The organism is Saccharothrix espanaensis DSM 44229 (assembly GCF_000328705.1).
Taxonomy (GTDB): Bacteria; Actinomycetota; Actinomycetes; order Mycobacteriales; family Pseudonocardiaceae; genus Actinosynnema; species Actinosynnema espanaense.
Genome location: NC_019673.1, coordinates 8,598,588 through 8,616,904, shown reverse-complemented (window position 1 = coordinate 8,616,904; position 18,317 = coordinate 8,598,588). Strand labels below are relative to the sequence as shown.

Below are 18,317 nucleotides of genomic sequence, written 5' to 3'. Positions count from 1 at the left end.
TCCGGTCGCACCGCGTGGTTCGTCCGTTCGGCGCAGCGGGGTCACGTGCGGCCACGGGGAGTCGCGGGGGAAGATGTTGCACGTGTCCGAGCCGAAGCCGTTGAACCCGACCGAGCAGGACGCGCTGGTCAAGCAGATCGGCCTGACGCTGATGCGCGCCGCACCGGAAGACTGGCGGCACGTGACCGCGGAGTACCGGGCGACCGGTCGGTACGCCGAACTGGTCGCCGAGGTGCGCTCGGCCGACGGCACCATGCGCGTCTGGTCCCCGCCGCAGGACGTGGCGGCGCTGTTCGCACGCCTGCGCGCGGGCATGTACCGGGAGGGTCGCGGCAGCTGGTCCAACGCCCGCTACCAGCTCGACCACCCGTCCAGCTACAACCTGGACTTCGACCGCGCGGAGCCCGCGTGGCAGGCGCCACCGCCGCCGCAGGCGTACGTGGACGAGATGCGGTTCTTCCCGCGCACGGACGAGAACGTGCCGGACTGGCTGCGCCGCAGGCTGGCGCAGGCCCCGGTGCCGCCGCCCCCGCCGCCCCCGCAGCCGCCGCGCGGGTTCCGCACGGCCCGGGTGTTCGACGGCGCGGGCCCCGGCGGCCGGCCCTCGGTGAACCGGCCGCCGGTGCCGGAGACCGAGCGCGACCTGCTGCTGGACTACCTGGACCGCGCGCCGGTCGCGGTGGTCGGCCGGGGTTTCGACGCCGACGTGCTCAACCCGGACGCGCCCGCCGTGGTGCCGGTGGCGTTCCAGACCGACGGCCACTGGATCTGGCCCGCCGCGGTCGGCTACTACCTGCGCGCGTACGGCGTGCCGCCCGAGCCGGAGTTGGTGGAGCGGGCCAAGGCGACCGACTACGAGCTGCCCGAGGTGTCCGAGGACGCCCGGGTCGCCGCCGCCGCGAACCTGGGCGCGCCCGCCGCGCCCCGCGACACCGCGCTGCCGGTGGCCGAGGTGCCCGAGCCCGAGGCGTTCGGCCGGGCCTACGCGGGCGCGGAGTTCGAGACCGCGAAGTTCGACGGTGCCGCGTTCGAGGGCCGGGAGTTCGACTCCGCGCAGTCCCAGGACCCGCGGTCCCAGGACCCGGAGTTCGCAGACCCGGAGTTCGCAGACCGGAATTTCCAGGACCCGGAGTTCGACGGTCGGCGGTACGAGGAGCCGGCGTTCGCGGAGCAGGACGCGCCGGTCGAGGTGGGCGCGACGGTCGCCGCCCCGCTGCCCGTGCTGCTCGGCGACGACGAGCCCGACCACGCCGGCGCGCCCTCCGCCGCGGAGGAGACCGCGAACCTGACCGAGCTGAAGTCCGACGTGGTGGAGTACGCCCAGGAGGGCCCGCCGTACCGGGTGCGGTTCGAGGAGGACGGCCCGGTCATCGACGACCGGTACCGGCGCGAGTCCTACGTGGACGGCATGGACCTGTTCGCGCCGGTCACCACCTACGACCGGGAGGACGGGACGGCCCCGGAGGTCGGGCCGGGCGACACGCAGGCGTGGAGCCCGTTCGCGGACGAGGCCGCCGAGGACGTCGACGGGCCCGCCGTGGAGGAGCCGACCGAGGACGACCCGGACCTGGCGGACGTGCCGGTCGTGCGGGCCGGGCCCGAGGCGGGCCCCGGCGAGCGCACCGCCGGGTTCGAGGTGGACCAGGAGGAGCTGTTCCCCGAGCAGCCCGCATTCGACCGCCCGCAGCAGTTCGCCGACCAGCCCCGCTTCGAGGACCAGCCCCGCTTCGAGGACCGGGCGCAGTTCGAGGAGCACCGGTTCGAGGAGCAGCCGCAGGCCCGCCCGCAGTTCGTGGACGAGCACTACGACGACCACGAGCAGCACCACGAGCAGCACCACGACCACGGGCACGATTACGAGCAGCACCACGGGCACGAGCAGGACCACGAGCCCGACCACGAGCCGGTGGCGGTCGAGACCCGGCAGGTCACCCAGGACGAGGAGCGCGAGCTGACCGGCGTCCGCCGGGCACTGGACGAGCTCGACGTGCCGCCCGCCGCGTACCGCTTCGGCGACCCGGCCGACCGCACGTGGGTGCTGCGCACCGAGGGCCCGGACTGGGAGGTGGCCTGGTTCGACCACGGCCCCACCGACCCGCTCCGCTTCGAGCGGCTCGAGGACGCCGCCGCCTACCTGATCGGCAAGCTCGTCCTCACCGGCCGCCGGGCACCGCGCCCGCTGCCGCCGCCCCCGCCCCGCTCCCAGCCGCCGCGCCCGCAGTCGGGTCCGCCATCGGGCCCGCAGCCGGGTCCGCAGTCGGGTCCGCAGCCGGCCGAGGGCTTCCGCGAAGAACCCCCGCGCCCGCAGGCCGAGGGCTTCCGGGACGAGCAGCAGACCCGCCCGGCCGCCGAGGGCTTCCGCGAGGAGCCGCGCCCGCCGGCGATCAACGGGTTCCGCGACGACCGCCGCCAGGCCGCACCGGAACGCCCGGAGCAGCCGCCCAAGTCCCGCAGCTGGCCGATCACCCCGATGAACGGCGAGCCGCCGCTCACCCTGTTCCGCCACAAGCAGATGGTGGAACTCCCGGTGGGCATGGAGGTCGACCGCTTCGGCGACGGCGCCGGCAACCTGGTCTACGCGGCGGGAACCCCGTTCGCGGAGCGCTCGCTGGTGCCGTCGTGGATCAACCGCCCTTACCGGGTCTACCGCCTGCGCCGCGCGGTCGAGGTGCTGACCGGCGTGGCCGTGCCGTGGTTCGAGCAGCCCGGCGGCGGCACCGCCTACCTGATGCCGAAGTCCGTGGAGGACATGCTGGCCGACGGTGCCCTGGTGGAGGTCGCGAACCAGGAGGCACCCCACTGACCTCCCCGGGCCGACCGACGTCCAGGGGCGAACCGATCGTCACGGGTTGAGGCGGTGGGCCCACGCCGTCACGCCACGGGTGCGCACGTGCGCGGCCACGGCGAGGACGGCGAGGCCGACCGCCACCACCCAGTTCCCGGTCGGCTCGGCGTAGGTCGCGACGGGCAGCAGCGCGCCGACCGCCGGCTCGGCGTTGTTCAGCACCCCGACGCCGAAGTACCCCACCAGCACGATTCCGCCCGCGAGCCCGACCCCGACGAACGGGGCCAGTCCCACCACCGCCGCGCTGTACACCAGCACGTTGGACAGCGACCACAGCCACGGCGCGCCCTCGGACACCCTGGTCGCGCCGACCGCCATCACCAGCAGCGGCAGGACCAGCGCCGAGGTCGCTGCGGCACCGGAGACCAGCGCCGCCCGCCGCGTCCCGACCCGGTCCCACTCCCAGAACCGGGGCCGGACCAGCGTGGTCACCACGATCGCGGTCAGCACGCCGCACAGCTCCGGGTAGGGCAGCAGGTTCGCCGGCCGCAGCGGGGCCATCTCGATGCTGATGCCCCGGTTGCCCAGCGCGAGGCCGGGCAGTGCGAGCAGCACGGGCACGACGGCCACCAGCCGCGCCGACCGGGAGGCGAGCACGATCCGCAGCATCACCGGGGCACCTCCGCCCCGGTCGGCGCGCACGTCCGGATCTCGTCCCGGTGCTCGGCGATCCACGCCCGCACCCGCTCGGCGGGCACGCCGTGGAACGCGAAGCCCTCCGCCGGTTCGCCCGCGGCCATCAGCCACGTGTAGAGGTCGTTCGCGACCTCCCGGCCCTCCGCCGCCGTCGAGGGGCACGAGGTGGCCCCGGCCGGCGCCGCCGCGACGTCCACCCGTCCGCTGTCGACCGGGTTGTCGGGCTTGATCGAGTACCACAGCACGTCGTCGCCGCCCACCCCGGCGAGCGCCTGGTCGTAGACCCGCCGGGCGGGCCCGGACGAGCCGAACGTCTCGAACACGCCTCCCACGGCCGTCACCATCCCGGCCAGTTCGCTGCGGTGCCCTTCGTGCACGCGGTACTCGACGCCGGCGCGGACCTCGCACACCTTCGGCGGCGCGTCGTCCAGTGCGTACAGGGCGGGGGTGATCAGCAACGGCGGCACCGCGAGCGCGACCGGTGCGAGCAGCGGCAGCAGCGCGCGGGCCGCCGGGGCCGCCCCGGCGCGGTGCGCGCGCAGCAGTTCCGCCGCAGCCCAGGCCGCCGCGACGACCAGGACCGTCAGGAAGGCGAGCCGGTAGAGCACGAACGACCAGCGCGCGTCGGAGCCGACGCCGGGTACGAAGTGCAGCACCGGGGCGAGCGCGGAGAACGTGTCGCTGGTCGACCCCGCGATCGACGCCGCGAACAGCAGCACCACGGCGACCGGCGCGACGAGGGAGGTCCGGCCCAGCACGCCCACCAGGTAGCCGACGACCGTCGCGGCCGTCAGCCCGAGCAGCCTGGTCAGCGCGACCGCCAGGTCGAAGCCGCCGTGCTCCGCGTCCGTCGTGGTCACCAGGGTCAACGGCGTCAACCCGAGCAGGTAGCCGACGAGCACCGTCCCGACCAACCGCGCCAGGTGCGGCCCGACCACACCCCACCCGGCCCGCGCCGAGATCGGTTGCGCGTAGATCCGGGTCGGCGGCGTCAGCCGGCCCGCGACGACGGCGGCGAGACCGGCGGCGATCGGCGCGGCGTAGGCGTTCTGCTGGTGGAACTCGGCGGAGGTGATGACCCAGTCCTGGTACGGCCAGGCCAGTGTCGGCAGGGTGGCGGCGAAGGCGACGAGGCCGACCGCCACCCCGGGCAGCACGTAGAGCCACGCGCTCAGCGGCCAGAACACGCGCGGCCGGAACTCGGTCACGGACACCACCGAGCCGTTCGACCAGGGCGTAGTAGGCCCGTTCGAAGTCGGAGCCGAGCACCCCGCCGCGCTCGTCGCCGGTGGTGGTGATCAGGTCGGCCGGCTCCTCGCCCGTGCCGTCGAAGATCAGCCGCCCGTCGGCCGGCACGCCCACCTTGCGGCACAGGTGGGAGATGTCCTCGATGAGGTGGGTGGACAGCAGCACGGTCCGGGTCCGCCCCGGTTCGGCGATGATCTCCCGCAACCCCAGCCGCTGGCCGGGATCCAGCCCCACGGTCGGCTCGTCGAGCACGACCACGTCCGGCTCGTGCGCCAACGCGGCGGCCAACCCCACCCGCTGCCGCTGCCCGCCCGACAGCGCCCGCACCCGCTCCCCGGCCCGGTCCTCCAGCCGCACCGCGGCCAGCGCGGCCTCGGCGGCACCGACGCACTCCTTGCGCGGCAAGCCGTTCACCCAGGCCGCGTAGGCAACGGTGTCCACCACTCGCATCTCCCCGGCCAACGAGAACCGCTGGGGCATGAACCCGACGGACGGGCTGCCCGCGCCGTCGACGGAGATCGTGCCCGCGTCGGGCTTGGTCAGCCCCAGGAGCAGGTTGAGCAACGTGGTCTTGCCGGCCCCGTTGGGCCCGAGCAACCCGGTGACGCCCGCCTCGATGGCCCAGTCCACCCCGCGCAGCACGGACGTGCGCCCGTAGGAGAACCGGACCTGGTCCACAGTGATTCGCATATCCCTCTCGACCGCCATCGAAAGCGCGGTGCGGCACGCAGCGCGCGCCGCACCGCGGTTCACGAATCAGCAGCGGTTGACCCGCCCGGATTCGATGTGATCACATTCCACCGTACGGGTTTTCGGCACCGAGTCCACATGCCTCGTCGCTCCACGCGGTGGAGCTGAAGGCGACCTCTGCGGCCGCAATCGCGCCGGCGACCACCAGACTCGGTGCAGAAACAGCTGCGCAGGCTTTGACCGATCGAACCCCCCATGTCCGACTCACGTTAGGCACCTTTCGGGTGGTCTCACGAAAGCCGCGCAGGTGATCTTCTGGAACGTGCCGGTCGATGGCAGCGGGGAGTTTCGCCGGTCAATTCAGGCGTGGCAGACGCTTCTGGGCAGTCGGGTGATTCCCGATTCCCGATTCCCGATTCGCGTCGAGCCTGGGCGAGCCTGTCGCCGGAGCCGTCGCGCGCGCCGGAGGTGAAAATTTCACCTCCGGCCCGGTATTGCGTCAGCCCGAATGCTCAGTCCACCCGCAGGCCGTGTGCGGCGGCGAAGGCGATGGCGGTGTCCACGTCGATGCGCGCCCCGCGCAGGTCGGCGGCGACCAGTCCGTCCGCGCCCAGCCGCGCCCCGCGCAGGTCGGCGCCCTCGAACTTGGCCGCGCGCAGCCGCGCGCCGGTCAGGTCGGCGTCGCGCAGGTCCGCGTCGCGCAGGTCGGCACCCTCCAGGTTGGCCTCCCGCAACCGCAACCCCCGCAGCGCCGCCTTGCGCAGCAGCGCGCCGGACAGGCCGACCAGCGTGAGGTCGGTCTCCTCCAGCAGCACGGTCCGCAGCCCGCACTCCACGAACACCGACCCGAGCAGCGTGCTCGACCGGAACGCCGCCGCGGCCAGCACCGCCCGGTCGAACCGGCACGAGCGGAACGCGGCGGCGGTGTGCGAAGAGTCACCCAGGTCGGTCCGGTCGAACTTGCACTCGGTGAACGTGCACCCCGAGGTCACCAGCCCCCTCAGGTCGGCTTCGGTGAAGTCGCACCGCAGGAACGACCGCCCCTCCCACCGCTGTCCGGCCAGCACGGCGTCGCTGTAGTCCTCGTCGGCTTCGATGATGTCCATGTCCACTGTCACACCTTGTCATCGTTCAACGGTTGGTAACCTCACCGCGTCGGGCAACCCGCCCGGTGCGCCGGTCCCGGAGTAGAGACCGCCGCTGACAGGTGCAGCCTGCCTAGTGGTCGTGCCCGAGGACTGAAGCCAGTTCGATCGTCATTCGGGAAGGCTCATGACCCGCACGCCCGTGAACGTCACCGTCACCGGTGCGGCCGGCCAGATCGGCTACGCACTGCTGTTCCGCATCGCCTCCGGCCACCTGCTCGGCCCCGACGTGCCGGTCCGCCTGCGCCTGCTGGAGATCCCGCAGGCCGTGAAGGCCGCCGAGGGCACCGCGATGGAGTTGGACGACTGCGCGTTCCCGCTGCTGTCCGGCATCGACATCACCGACGACGCCAAGACGGCGTTCGACGGCGTGAACGTCGCCCTGCTGGTCGGCGCGCGCCCGCGCAGCAAGGGCATGGAGCGCGGCGACCTGCTGGAGGCCAACGGCGGCATCTTCAAGCCGCAGGGCGAGGCGATCAACGCGGGCGCGGCGGACGACGTGCGCGTGCTGGTGGTCGGCAACCCGGCCAACACCAACGCGCTCATCGCGCAGCAGCACGCGCCGGACGTCCCGGCCGAGCGGTTCACCGCGATGACCCGCCTGGACCACAACCGGGCGCTGTCGCAGCTTGCCAAGAAGCTCGGCGTCGCGGTGACCGACATCAGGAAGCTCACCATCTGGGGCAACCACTCGGCCACCCAGTACCCCGACCTGTTCCACGCCGAGGTCGGCGGCCGGATCGCGGCCGAGGCCGTGAACGACCAGTCCTGGCTGGAGAACGACTTCATCCCGACCGTGGCCAAGCGCGGCGCGGCGATCATCGAGGCGCGCGGCGCGTCGTCGGCGGCGTCGGCGGCGAACGCGGCCATCGACCACGTGCACACCTGGGTCAACGGCACCGACGAGGGCGACTGGACGTCGGCCGCGGTCGTGTCGGACGGCTCGTACGGCGTGCCCGAGGGCCTCATCTCGTCGTTCCCGGTCACGGCCAAGGACGGCAGGTACGAGATCGTGCAGGGCCTGGAGATCGACGAGTTCTCCCGCGCCCGCATCGACGCCTCGGTGGCCGAGCTGGTCGAGGAGCGCGACGCGGTCCGGGGTCTCGGCCTCATCTAGTCCGTCCGCACTACGACGGGGGAGCCTCCACACCGGGGGCTCCCCCGTGGCATGTTCTCAAGGGTGACGAAGAACCCGTGGCCCGTCGGCGAACCCCAGCTGTCCCAAGACGTCCACCCGGCGCTGGCCGCCGCCGCGCGGGCCGCCGCCCGCGCCTACCAGGAGGCCCGGCAGCTGCACACCCGCGCCGAGCTGCGCGAGGAGGTCGCCGACGGCGCGGACGGCACCCCGACCATGCGGGTCGACGCGCTGGTGGAGGGCGCGATCGTGGAGGCCGCCGAGGCGTCGGGCGTGAACCTGCTGTCCGAGGAGGCCGGTTTCGTGGACCACGGCTCGGCCGCGACGCTGGTGGTCGACCCGGTGGACGGTTCGGCGAACGCGGCCATGGGCGTCCCGCTGTCGTGCTTCGCCGGGGCGCTGGTGATCGACACCGTGCCGATTGAGGCGCTGACGGTCTGGTTCGACACCGGTCGGGCGTGGTCGGCGAAGGCGGGCCGGCCGACCCCGTTCCGCACGTCCGGCCGAACCCGGCTGCGGGGCGCGTCGATCTGCATGATGCGCCCGAAGCGCGGCACCGAGGAGGCGTGGACGCGGGTGGCGAGCGCCGCCGACCGGATCCGCATCCTGTGCACGACGTGCCTGGAGACGATGCTGGTGGCGGAGGGCTCGGTGGACGCGTTCGCCGACCCGGGCTCGGACACCCACCGGCTGATGGACCTGATCGCCGCCCTGGTCACCGTCCCGGCGGCGGGCGGCGTGCTGCTGGACCTGCGCGGCCGGCCGGTGGAGTTCGACCTGGACCTGACCCGCCGCTGGTCGGGCATCGCCGCCGCGACGCCGGAACTGGCCGACGAGCTGATCGCCACGATCCTGGGCTGAGGGCTACCCCCGGTACCACTCGGCGGTCCGGGCGATCGCCTCCTCGTGCGGCGTGACGGGCAGCGGCCCGAAGGTGTCCTCGAACGCCGAGTGGTCCACCACCCACGGCTCGGTCTGCTGGTGGGACAGCTCGCCCGCGCCGCGCAGCCGCTTGTCGAACAGCGACACGAGGGTGACGGTCGCCTTGGGCAGCCGGCGCGGCTGGCCCCGGGTGCCCAGCACCCGCCCGGCCAGGGCGACGAACTCGCGCACGGTCAGCGTCTCGGCGGCCGGCGTGTGCCAGACCCGGCCGTCCGCGCGGGGGTCGTCGCCCAGCACGACCTGGGCGCGGGCGGTGTCGCCGAGGTAGGCGAAGGTGTGCGGCACGTCCAGCGGCCCGAACCACATCGCCCGCTTGCCCAGCGCCATCGGCTTGAGCAGGAGCTCGCCCGCCAGCGACCCGACGCCGCCGGGCCCGTAGTAGTCGCTGGAGCGGGCCAGCACGACCGGCACGGACGCCTGCCGCAAACGCTTGCCCAGCGCGCTGCGCAGCTTCTCCTTCGGCCCGACCGGGCGTTCCGGCGTGTCCTCGGTCAACGGTCCGGACACCGGCCCGTACGCGTACAGGTTGTCCGCCAGCACGAGCTTCGCCCCGGCCGACTCGGCGGCGGCGACGGCGTTGTCGAACAGCGTCGGCAGGGTGTCCGCCCACGACGGGTACGGCACGTTCGCCGCGAGGTGCACCACGGACGCGCCGCGCACGGCCTTCACGGCGGCCTCCCGGTCGAGCAGGTCGGCCCGTACGTCCTCGACACCGTCGGGCACGCCCCCGGAGCGCGAGACGCCGCGGACCTCCCGCCCGTCGGCCGCCACCTGCCGGGCGATCTCCCGCCCGATGCCCCGACCCGCGCCCAGCACGACCACCGTCATGACAGCTCCCCTGATTGCCTCTTACTGACGTTAGAAGTTCTAACACAAGTTAGAGTGTCTTTGTCAAGGGAGGTTGGACGTGACCACGACCCGGCGTGAGCGGTACCGCGAGGAGACGAGGGACGAGGCCAAGCGCATCGCGCTGGAGCAGCTGGCCGAACTCGGCGTGGACGGCGTCTCGGTCAACGCCATCGCCAAGCGCATGGGCGTCACCGGCCCGGCGCTCTACCGGTACTTCAAGAACCGGGTCGACCTGCTCAACGAGCTGATCCGGGACGCCTGGCGGGACCTCGCGGAGGCGGTCGAGGCGTCGGTGCGGCGCACCGCGGGCCACCCGCCGCGCGAACGCGTGCACGGGTTCGGCCAGGCGTTCCGGGACTGGGCGATCGGTCAACCGCACCGCTACCTGCTGCTGTTCGGCTCGCCGGTGCCCGGCTACCACGCGCCGCACGACACCATCGCGCTCGCCCACCGCACGATGAGCGCGTTCATCGGCGTGCTGACCGAGGCGCACGCCGACCCGTCCGCGCGGCCCGCCGAACCGCCTGCCGACCCGTCCGCAGTACCGCCTGCCGGCGCGTCCGCCATGCCGGCTGCCGGCGCGTCCGCCGCGCCGGTCGCGGAACCGCCTGCCGGTCCGTCCGCCGTGCCGGTCGCGGAACCGTCCGGACTGGACGGACAGCTGGTGGCCTGGGCCCGGTCCCGGGGTGAGGGCGAGGTCGACCCCGCCGTGCTGCTCACCGCCCTGCGGGCGTTCACCAGGCTGCACGGCGTGCTCAGCCTGGAGGTGTCGGGCCAGTTCGGCCCGATGGGGTTCGACCCGGCGCTGCTCTACCGCGCCGAGGTCGACTCACTGCTCCGCGGCGACTAGTCGCCCCGGCGGGGTTCCACCAGGCTGTCCGGGCCGGGGTAGACCAGGCCCTCGTGACCGTCGGAGAAGCGGACCAGGTACGGCGGCGCACCTTCCCGGCCGCGCACTTCGAGGATCTCGCCGACCCGCTCGTCGAGACCCACCGCGCGGCTGTGGACGTGCAACCGGTCGCCGGCTATAGCGTGCATTTCCAACACCTCCGGTGCGTCCAGCGTAGGACTGTTCCGAAGGTACCGACAGCCTGGCACTTCCGCTCGGCACGACCATCGCGCGCGACGGGGCCCGACCCGCCGGGAACGGGCGTCAGCCGCAGGCGGCGGACAGCTTCGCGACCTGGTCCAGCTTCTTCTGCGTCCAGTCCGCGAACTTGGTCGGGTCGAGGTCCGACAGGGTCACGTTGGACATCGTGTCCGAGACGCCGGTGATGGCGTCCTTGAGCGTCGCGTCGCCCGCCTTCTCGGCCAGCTTGCCCAGCTCGTCGGCCTTGGCCTTGGTCTCGTCCACGGCCTTCTGCGGGTCGGTCGCGCTCGGCGTGTAGCCGGCCAGCGCGATCGCGTCCGTGCACAGCTTGACCTTGTCGAACGCCTGTCCGGCCTGGTTGGCCGCGTTGGACGCCTCCTGCACGGCCCCGCAGGCGGACATCGCGCCGACGAGACCCAGGGCCAGCAGGGTGATGGCGATGGGGCGACCTGCGCGCATGACTACTCCTCGGGTGGGAAAACGTGACCGTTTCGTCCGACTCTACCGACGCGCGTACAAGCGGCGCACCACATCGTCTATCTCCGGTTCCTCCACCACCAGATCGTGCACGTCGGCCCGGGTCGCGACGGCGGAAATCAATGCCGCCGCGGTGGTTTCGGCGCGGCGGAAAGTGAGGTGCTGTCGCAGTCCGGCCAATTCCACCCGGACCGAGACCACGCCCGGCAACCCCTCCAGCGGGGCGGTGGGCGTCTCCAGGTCGACCACCAGCACCCGTTCCGGCGCGACCTCGGACCGCAGCTCCTCCAGCGGGCCGTCGGCCAGCACCGTGCCGCGGTCGATCACCACCAGCCTCGGGCACAGCCGCTCGATGTCGTCCAGGTCGTGCGTGGTGAGCAGCAGCGTGGTGCCGCGCGCGGTGTTCAGCTCGGCGAGGAACTCGCGCAGCCGCTCCTTGGACTCCAGGTCGAGCCCGATCGTCGGCTCGTCGAGCACCAGCAGCTCCGGGCCGTGCAGCAGGGCCGCGGTCACCTCGCCGCGCATCCGCTGGCCCAGCGAGAGCTGCCGGACCGGGGTGTCCAGGAACGGGGCCAGCTCCAGCAGGCCGGTGCACTCCTCCAGCCGGCGCGCGAACTCCGCCGCCGGCACCCGGTAGATCGCGCGCAGCAGGTCGAAGCTGTCCCGCAGCGGCAGGTCCCACCAGAGCTGGCTGCGCTGCCCGAACACCACGCCGATCCGGCGGGCCAGCTCGCGCCGCGACCGGGACGGGTCGACGCCGGACACCCGGACGTGCCCGGAGGTCGGCACCAGGATCCCGGTGAGCATCTTGATGGTGGTGGACTTCCCGGCCCCGTTCGGCCCGACGTAGCCGACCGCCTCGCCGGCGGCGACGTCGAAGCTCACCGCGTCGACCGCGACCACGGTCCGCCGGGTGCGCCGGAACCGGCCGGTCTTGCTCGTCACGCTGAACTCGCGGCGCAGGTCGCGCACTTCGATCATGACCCGGTCCCTCGGTAGTGGCGAACGGCGAAGCGCCACACCAGCCCGGCCGCGCCGGCGGCGGCGAGTGCGACGAGAGGCGAGACCCAGCCCAGGAGAGCGGGGCCGCCCAACGGGTCCGGGCGGTCCAGCAGCGCGAGGGCGGGGTAGTAGGCGACGAACGCGCCGGGGATCACGAACGCCATGATCCGGCGCAGCCAGCCCGAGTAGACGGTGGTCGGGTAGGAGGTGAACGCGTTGCTGCCGTAGGTCACGCTGTTCACCATCTCGTGCCCCTCCACCAACCAGAAGCAGACCGCGCAGGCCGCCACCCACACCGCGCCGAAGATCACCGCGCCCGCGAACGGTGCCACGACGACCAGCAGCGCCGTCCAGGGCGACCACGCGATGTCGTTGTGCGACAGGGCGAACACCAACGCGACGAGCCCCGTGACGACCCTTCCGAGCCGGTGCAGCCGGACGTCGGACACCACGATCTGCGGCAGGGTTCCCAGGGGGCGCACCAGCAGCACGTCGAACCGCCCGGTCCGGATGTACTGCGGCAGGTTGTTGAGCTGCCCCGCGACGGTGTCGGCGATCCCGAACGCCACCGACGAGATCGCGTACATCAGCACGACCTCGGTCGCGGCGAACCCGCCCAGCGAGTCGACCTGGGTGAACAGCACCAGGATCACGACCAGCTCGGAGCCCTGCGCGAGCGCCTGCGACACGCAGTACAGCAGGAACGAGGCCCGGTAGGACATCTGACCGCGCAGCCGTGCGGCGATCAGCCTCGGGTAGATGCGCTCACCCACCCTGCACCACCACCTTGCGCACCGCGCGGCCGAGCACCACGTGCCCGAGGGCGAACAGAACGACGGCCCAGAAAGCCTGATGGGCCAAGATGGTCCACTGTGGACCGTGGCCCATCCAGACGTCGATCGGCCCCTGGATGATCGCCGGGAACGGCGTGGCCCACAACAGGGTCCGCGCCCAGTCCGGGAAGAACCCCAGCGGCAGCGCCAAGCCGCACAGGACGCTGGACGTGACGGCCCAGAGGCTCATCACGCCCCGGTTGTCCAGCAACCAGAACGTGCTGGCGTTCAACAGGAACCGCACGCCGAAGCTGACCGCGAGCGCCAGCAGCGCGCTGAGCGCGAACACCGGCCACGCGGCCGGTTCGGGCCACTGGAAGGGGAAGATGAGCGCGCCGATCACGACCGGTGGCACGAACCGGACCGCGACCGAGTACCCGGCGCGGCCGACGTCGGTGGCGAACAGCGCCGCCTGCAGGTGCCACGGCCGGTAGAGGTCGACGACCACGTCACCGGTGCTGACCCGTTCGGCCAGCGTGTTGTCGCCCCAGAGCTGCACGAACGCCATCAGCCCCTGGCCGACCCACACGTAGGCGACGGCCGCGGGCACGTCGTAGCCGGCCTTGGGCGCCGCGCCCACCACCGCGACCATCACCGCGGTGCGCAGCAGGCCGAAGGTGGTGTTCGCGACGAGGCCGGCGAACATCGCTTGTCGATAGGTGGAGTAACGGCGGAATCCGGCGAGCGCAAGCTGCCCGTAAACACGCACGTCTTACTACCCTAGGAATGGGCGCAAACCATTTTCGGCGCCGCGTTTCCCGGCGGGCTTTCGCCTCAGCGGGGCGCGGCGAGCACGCCGTTCAACAGCCCCGGGTACAGCGCGTCGAGGTCGTCCCGGCGCAGGCTGCTGATCCGGGAGGTGCCGCGCGGCCGGACGAACACCACGCCCGCTTCGCGGAGCGTGCGCACGTGGTGGGTCAGGGTGGAGGGGCTGATGCCGAGGTCCATCACCCCGCACGAGACGCCGTCCGGGCACTGCGCCAGCTCGCGGACGATGTGCAGCCGCACCGGGTCGGCCAGCGCGTGCAGCACGGCCTCGATCCGGATCTCGTCGCGCGCGGGGTGGGGGAGCGTCTGCATGCCGCCCATAGTACGAGAGCTATCGAAGTTTGATGATCCTCGTAGTACGGTTTCCATCGAACCATCATTCGATCGGGGGAATCGATCACATGTCCGGCCGCACCCACCTGCTCACCGCCGGGGCGTTCGCCATCGGCACGAGCGGGTACATCGTCTCCGGCGTCCTGCCCGCCGTGAGCCGGGAGCTCGACGTCACGCACGCCACGGCGGGCCAACTGCTGACCGCGTTCGCCATCGCCTACGCCGTGTCGTCCCCGCTGCTCGCCGCCCTCACCGGCCGGTGGGAGCGGCGGACCCTGCTGGTCGCCGCGCTGGCCGTGTCGGCGGTCGGCAACCTGGCCGCCGCCCTCGCCCCGAACTACCCGCTGCTGCTGGCCGCCCGCGTGGTCAGCGCGCTCGGCGCGGCCGTCTACACGCCCGGCGCGGTGCTCGTGGCGACCGTGCTCAGCCCGCCGGAACACCGGGGCCGCGCCGTCGCGCTGGTATTCGGCGGGTTGACGTTCTCGCTGGTCCTGGGGGTGCCGGCGGGCAACCTGCTCGGTGAGCCGCTCGGCTACCAGGGCGTGTTCGGGCTGATCGCCGCGGTCACCGCGCTGGCCGCCGTCGCCGTCCGGCTCGGCCTGCCGACCGTCGACGCGCCGCCCGCGGTCGGCCTGCGCGAGCGGTTCGCCCCGGCCGCCGACCGCCGGGTGGTCATGGTGCTCGCGCTGACCGTGCTCGCCTGCCTGTCGGTGTTCGCGGTGTTCAACTACATCGCCCCCCTGCTCACCGCGACCGCGCACGTGGAAGGTCTGGCGGTCAGCCTGCTCCTGGTCGCGTACGGCGTCGGCGGCGCGTTCGGCAACTGGGCCGGCGGCCGGCTCTCGGACCGGTTCGACACCAGGAAGCTGCTGGTGGCGATCTTCGGCTCCTTCACCGTCGTGCTGGCCACCCTGCCGCTGACCATGACCACGGTCGTCGGCGCGGCGGTGGCGCTGTTCGTGTGGGGCGCGTTGACGTGGTCGGCGAACCCGCCGATCCAGTCGTGGCTGATCGAGCTGGCGCCCGCCAACAGCGGCCTGCTGCTCTCGCTCAACGCGTCCGCGATCTACCTGGGCGTGGGCCTGTCCGGGGTGCTCGGCGGCCTGGTGATCAGCTGGGTCGGCCTGCTGCCGCTGGCCCCCATCGCCGCGTCCCTGGCCGTGGTCGCCCTGGTGCTGCTGGTGTTCGCGCTCCGACCGGCTCAGGACCCGAAGGCGCTGGTGGTGACCTCACCCGCGCCGGGTTCCTTGGCGAAGCAGTGGAAGTAGCTGCGGTCCCCGTCGCTGAACGCCACGGCGGAGATCTCCCACGTCGACGTGTCCACGGCCGGGCGGGTGTTGGCCTTCATCGCCTCGGCCGTGCACACGTTCTTCACCTCGGGTGCCTTGACCAGCTCGTCGTTGTCGACCTGGGGGATCGCGCCGGACAGCCAGCCGCCGGAGAACGCCTCCCAGCGGTGCGGGGTCGAGCAGTCGCCCGCGCGCCGGGCCGACGCCGCCTGCCCGCCGATCGACGTGATGCCGTGGTAGCAGGTGGGCTCGGCCATGCAGTAGCCCGAGCCGCAGACCTTGAGCCGGGGCGGCACGGTCTCCAGCGCCTCCCCGGCGGACGCCGCGTTGCTCTTGCCGGCGTTGTTCTGCGCGGCGTTCTGGCCGGTGTTCTCCTTGATCACCCACCAGGTCCCGCCGGCCACGACGACCGCCGACACCGCGACGACCGCGACCAGCGCCCACGGCTTGCGCCGCGGCGTGAGCGGCCCGGAGTTCGCGTACTGGACCGGCGGCCCGGAGTGCTGCTGGTACTGCTGCTGGTGCTGCGCCGGTCCGGACTGCTGGTGCTGCGGCGGTCCGGACTGCTGGTACCCGCCCCCGTGCGGCGGCCCCGACCGCACCGCCGGCAACGGCCCGGAAACCGGCTGCTGGGACCCGTGCTGAGGGGCCAGGACCTGCGGCGGGGGCGCGTGCTGCGGTGGCGTGCTCGGCGCGTACCCGTGCGCCACGCCCTTCAACTCGTCGCGCAGCTGGGCGGCGCTCCCCGTCCGGTACGAGATGTCCGGGACGAGCGCGCGGACGATCGTGTCATGCAGGTCTTGGGGGACGCCCGCCACCAGCGGAACCGGTGACCGCAGCACCTCGCCGAGGTGGTCGAACGACTCGATGGGCCACGGCACCGGCCGGGGCGGCTTGCCCGCCAGCAGGTCGTACAGCGTGGCGGCGAGCGAGTAGACGTCCGCGGCCGGTGTCGGCTTGGCCATCGCGAACGCTTCGGGCGAGGCGTAGCTGGGGCTCAACGCGTCGCGGGTGACCGTGGAGCTGCCCTCGGCGTCCAGGAGCGCGGCGAGGCCGAAATCGGCGAGCTTCGCCGTCCCGTACCGGTCGAGCAGGATGTTGCCGGGCTTGATGTCGCGGTGCAGCACGCCTTCCGCGTGCGCGGCGGCCAGCGCGTCGGCGAGCTGGACCCCGATCTGCCGGACCCGCTCGGCGGGCAACGGCCCGTCCCGCCGGATCAGGTCGGCCAGCGACCCGCCCGTGCACAGCTCCATGACGAGGTACGGCGTGCCCTGCGGGGTGAAGTTGGCGTCGTGTACGGACACCACGTGCGGGTGCCCCGACAACCGGGCTGCGGCCTGGGCTTCCCGCAGGAACCGCCGCCGGTCCCGCTCGGTCTGCAGGACCCGGTTGTCGACCTTGACGGCGACGTCCCGCCCCAACTGGACCTGGCGGGCCCGGTAGACGGTGGCGAACCCGCCCTGGCCCAACGGCGTGAGATCGGCCAATCCCGGCAACTGCACGCGGCGACTCTAACCCGGCCGACCGACACTCCCGGCCACCCTCGCCGGCCCGCACGCCCACGTCCCCGTGTTCAGATGAGGAGCTTGCCGAGCAGTTTCCCGATGACGAACCCGGCGGCTTCACCCAGGCTGCCCAGACAACTCGCCACGAACCCGCGCAGGCTCGCCTGGGACCGCGTGGTGAAGTAGTCGTTGGCTCGCGCCCTGTTCTCCAGGATGTTGACCAGCCGACGGCACATATCCAGCAACCGGTCGATCGCGCCGTGGACGTCGGCGGCGGAGAACTCGTGGCCGCAGGAGCAGTGGAACGCGGACGACATGATGTCCCACCGTTGCCCGCAACGCCCGCACCTCCCCGACCGGGAAATCGGCTGCACCTCCAGGTCGCCACCGCACGGGCTGCGCCGCGACGTTTCCCACGACGAGCGGCAGGAGGGGCATTCGGGGAATGGCAGCGGCAGGAAGGTCTCGGACCCGATCACGGCCGCAACCAGCTCGCCCGAGCGCGGTCGATGCCGCGGTGCCACCCCTGCTGCACGGCGTAGCCCATGTCCCGGACGAATTCCTCGATGTTCTTGACGGTGTAACCGAGCACCTCGGCGATGGACTGGACCGCGACGAAGCAGAACTTCTTGAACGACAGTTCGTCGGCGGCCGGCCGGCGGGCGTCGCCGGCGCTCATCTTGGACATGAATTCGGAGAGGCGGTCGGCGACCTCGTTCCACTCCGGTTCGCCCGGCGACATCTCGTAGGTAATGGTTCACCCCCCCGCTGGTCGACGGCCGGCGTGTCGACTCGACCCACTTGAGCAGCCGCGGGTCGACCAGTTCCTTGAAGTCGGCGACCCGGCCGAGGAGCCACGCGCGGTCGTCCGGCGCGTGGGCGCCGACCTTCTCCATCAGCGTCTCCAGGTTGTACCGCCGGGTCGCGGAATAGCAGACGATGCTCTTGCCCGCGTGCGGGATCTCCGAGCCCAGGGCCTTCTCCAGGAACGTCGAGTAGAGGCCGATGGTCGCCTCCTGCTCGGGGCTGGGGATGTTCGCCTGCTTGACCCAGGCCGTTTCGCCGGGGTGGCTGCGGTCGATCTTGTTCGCCGCGAACACGATCTTGTCGATGAGGGCGGAACCGCCCAGTTGGCGGAGCCTGCGCAACGCCACCTCGATGGGCGAGATGGTCCGGCTGGGTGCCTCGATGACCCAGATGGCCACGTCGACCTTGGGGAGGGTGTCGAAGTAGGTGGCGTAGTGCCGTTCGTCGGCGACGAAGTTCTCGCCGAGGCCGGGCATGTCGTAGACGATGATGCTGCCCCGTCGTCCGGTGTGCTCGAATTTGCCGACCCCGGCCAGTCCGATCAGGGCGATGGTGGGCGGCGGCGCCTAGTCCATCTTCTTCTGCAAGGCCCGCTCGGTGCCCGCCCACTGGTCTTCGCTCACGTGGGGGTTGTCCTTGCGCAAGCGTTCCATGACTTTCTTGAGCTGGTTCATCGGGTCGAACATCAATCGCACCCACCCACCCAGCCGGTTCGGGGCGTGC

General features: G+C 72.5%; 18 protein-coding genes and 1 pseudogene. 5 read left to right on the top strand and 14 right to left on the bottom strand.

Annotated features, from left to right (window positions below):
- Positions 1-82: 82 nt before the first annotated feature.
- The gene (locus BN6_RS37730; protein ID WP_041319369.1) at positions 83-2,803 is read left to right on the top strand and encodes a glycohydrolase toxin TNT-related protein; all 2,721 of its coding nucleotides are present in this window, start codon (positions 83-85) and stop codon (positions 2,801-2,803) included.
- 39 nt (positions 2,804-2,842) lie between these two features.
- On the opposite strand, the gene BN6_RS48290 is transcribed toward BN6_RS37730, so the two are convergent.
- The 4 genes and pseudogenes from BN6_RS48290 to BN6_RS37705 form a co-directional block, all read right to left on the bottom strand.
- Positions 2,843-3,457 (bottom strand): hypothetical protein, encoded by a 615-nt coding sequence (locus tag BN6_RS48290; RefSeq protein WP_197540432.1) that lies wholly within the window; start codon positions 3,455-3,457, stop codon positions 2,843-2,845.
- Positions 3,454-4,689 carry a hypothetical protein gene (locus BN6_RS48285; protein WP_197540222.1) on the bottom strand — a complete coding sequence of 412 codons (1,236 nt, stop codon included), beginning with the start codon at positions 4,687-4,689 and terminating at the stop codon, positions 3,454-3,456. The genes BN6_RS48290 and BN6_RS48285 overlap by 4 nt, the downstream gene beginning before the upstream one ends.
- Positions 4,690-5,023: 334 nt before the next feature.
- Positions 5,024-5,419 (bottom strand): annotated as a pseudogene (locus BN6_RS49385) (ATP-binding cassette domain-containing protein); the annotation flags it as partial.
- 512 nt (positions 5,420-5,931) lie between these two features.
- Positions 5,932-6,525 carry a pentapeptide repeat-containing protein gene (locus BN6_RS37705; RefSeq protein WP_015105128.1) on the bottom strand — a complete coding sequence of 198 codons (594 nt, stop codon included), beginning with the start codon at positions 6,523-6,525 and terminating at the stop codon, positions 5,932-5,934.
- Between the two features lie 166 nt (positions 6,526-6,691).
- Here BN6_RS37705 and BN6_RS37700 point away from each other — a divergent pair, with 166 nt between their 5' ends.
- Together BN6_RS37700 and BN6_RS37695 are read left to right on the top strand one after the other, a co-directional pair.
- On the top strand, positions 6,692-7,681 hold the full coding sequence (locus tag BN6_RS37700) for a malate dehydrogenase (RefSeq protein ID WP_015105127.1): 990 nt from the start codon (positions 6,692-6,694) through the stop codon (positions 7,679-7,681).
- Positions 7,682-7,744: 63 nt separating this feature from the next.
- The gene (locus BN6_RS37695) at positions 7,745-8,560 is read left to right on the top strand and encodes an inositol monophosphatase family protein (RefSeq protein WP_231904848.1); all 816 of its coding nucleotides are present in this window, start codon (positions 7,745-7,747) and stop codon (positions 8,558-8,560) included.
- A 3-nt stretch (positions 8,561-8,563) separates the two neighbouring features.
- On the opposite strand, the gene BN6_RS37690 is transcribed toward BN6_RS37695, so the two are convergent.
- Positions 8,564-9,469: an NAD-dependent epimerase/dehydratase family protein gene (locus tag BN6_RS37690; RefSeq protein ID WP_015105125.1), complete on the bottom strand. Its 906-nt coding sequence runs from the start codon at positions 9,467-9,469 to the stop codon at positions 8,564-8,566.
- Between the two features lie 79 nt (positions 9,470-9,548).
- Between BN6_RS37690 and BN6_RS37685 the strand changes: the two genes are divergently transcribed.
- Entirely contained in the window at positions 9,549-10,340 is a 792-nt protein-coding gene (locus BN6_RS37685; protein WP_015105124.1) for a TetR/AcrR family transcriptional regulator, read from the top strand.
- Here the strand turns inward: BN6_RS37685 and BN6_RS37680 are convergent.
- The 6 genes from BN6_RS37680 to BN6_RS37655 form a co-directional block, all read right to left on the bottom strand.
- Positions 10,337-10,528, bottom strand: coding sequence for a DUF1918 domain-containing protein (locus BN6_RS37680; RefSeq protein ID WP_015105123.1), 192 nt, complete (start codon positions 10,526-10,528; stop codon positions 10,337-10,339). The two genes, BN6_RS37685 and BN6_RS37680, sit on opposite strands and share 4 nt — an antisense overlap.
- A 115-nt stretch (positions 10,529-10,643) precedes the next feature.
- A complete protein-coding gene (locus BN6_RS37675; protein ID WP_015105122.1) occupies positions 10,644-11,039 on the bottom strand; it encodes a bacteriophage spanin2 family protein in 396 nt (131 codons plus the stop codon).
- A 42-nt stretch (positions 11,040-11,081) separates the two neighbouring features.
- Positions 11,082-12,038 (bottom strand): ABC transporter ATP-binding protein, encoded by a 957-nt coding sequence (locus BN6_RS37670; RefSeq protein ID WP_015105121.1) that lies wholly within the window; start codon positions 12,036-12,038, stop codon positions 11,082-11,084.
- Positions 12,035-12,832 carry an ABC transporter permease gene (locus BN6_RS37665; RefSeq protein WP_015105120.1) on the bottom strand — a complete coding sequence of 266 codons (798 nt, stop codon included), beginning with the start codon at positions 12,830-12,832 and terminating at the stop codon, positions 12,035-12,037. Before BN6_RS37665 ends, BN6_RS37670 begins: the two co-directional genes overlap by 4 nt.
- Positions 12,825-13,538, bottom strand: coding sequence for an ABC transporter permease (locus BN6_RS37660; RefSeq protein WP_148303166.1), 714 nt, complete (start codon positions 13,536-13,538; stop codon positions 12,825-12,827). Before BN6_RS37660 ends, BN6_RS37665 begins: the two co-directional genes overlap by 8 nt.
- A gap of 128 nt (positions 13,539-13,666) precedes the next feature.
- Positions 13,667-13,981 (bottom strand): ArsR/SmtB family transcription factor, encoded by a 315-nt coding sequence (locus BN6_RS37655; protein WP_041315502.1) that lies wholly within the window; start codon positions 13,979-13,981, stop codon positions 13,667-13,669.
- Between the two features lie 80 nt (positions 13,982-14,061).
- Between BN6_RS37655 and BN6_RS37650 the strand changes: the two genes are divergently transcribed.
- Complete coding sequence (locus BN6_RS37650) at positions 14,062-15,261, top strand: MFS transporter (RefSeq protein ID WP_015105117.1); 1,200 nt, start codon at positions 14,062-14,064, stop codon at positions 15,259-15,261.
- Here BN6_RS37650 and BN6_RS37645 read toward each other — a convergent pair.
- The 3 genes from BN6_RS37645 to BN6_RS49885 all read right to left on the bottom strand — a co-directional run bounded on the left by BN6_RS37645 (position 15,195) and on the right by BN6_RS49885 (position 18,289).
- Entirely contained in the window at positions 15,195-16,784 is a 1,590-nt protein-coding gene (locus BN6_RS37645) for a serine/threonine-protein kinase (RefSeq protein WP_015105116.1), read from the bottom strand. The two genes, BN6_RS37650 and BN6_RS37645, sit on opposite strands and share 67 nt — an antisense overlap.
- 71 nt (positions 16,785-16,855) lie before the next feature.
- A complete protein-coding gene (locus BN6_RS46315; RefSeq protein ID WP_015105115.1) occupies positions 16,856-18,070 on the bottom strand; it encodes a P-loop NTPase family protein in 1,215 nt (404 codons plus the stop codon).
- Between the two features lie 90 nt (positions 18,071-18,160).
- Entirely contained in the window at positions 18,161-18,289 is a 129-nt protein-coding gene (locus tag BN6_RS49885; RefSeq protein ID WP_269454305.1) for a hypothetical protein, read from the bottom strand.
- Positions 18,290-18,317: the final 28 nt, after the last annotated feature.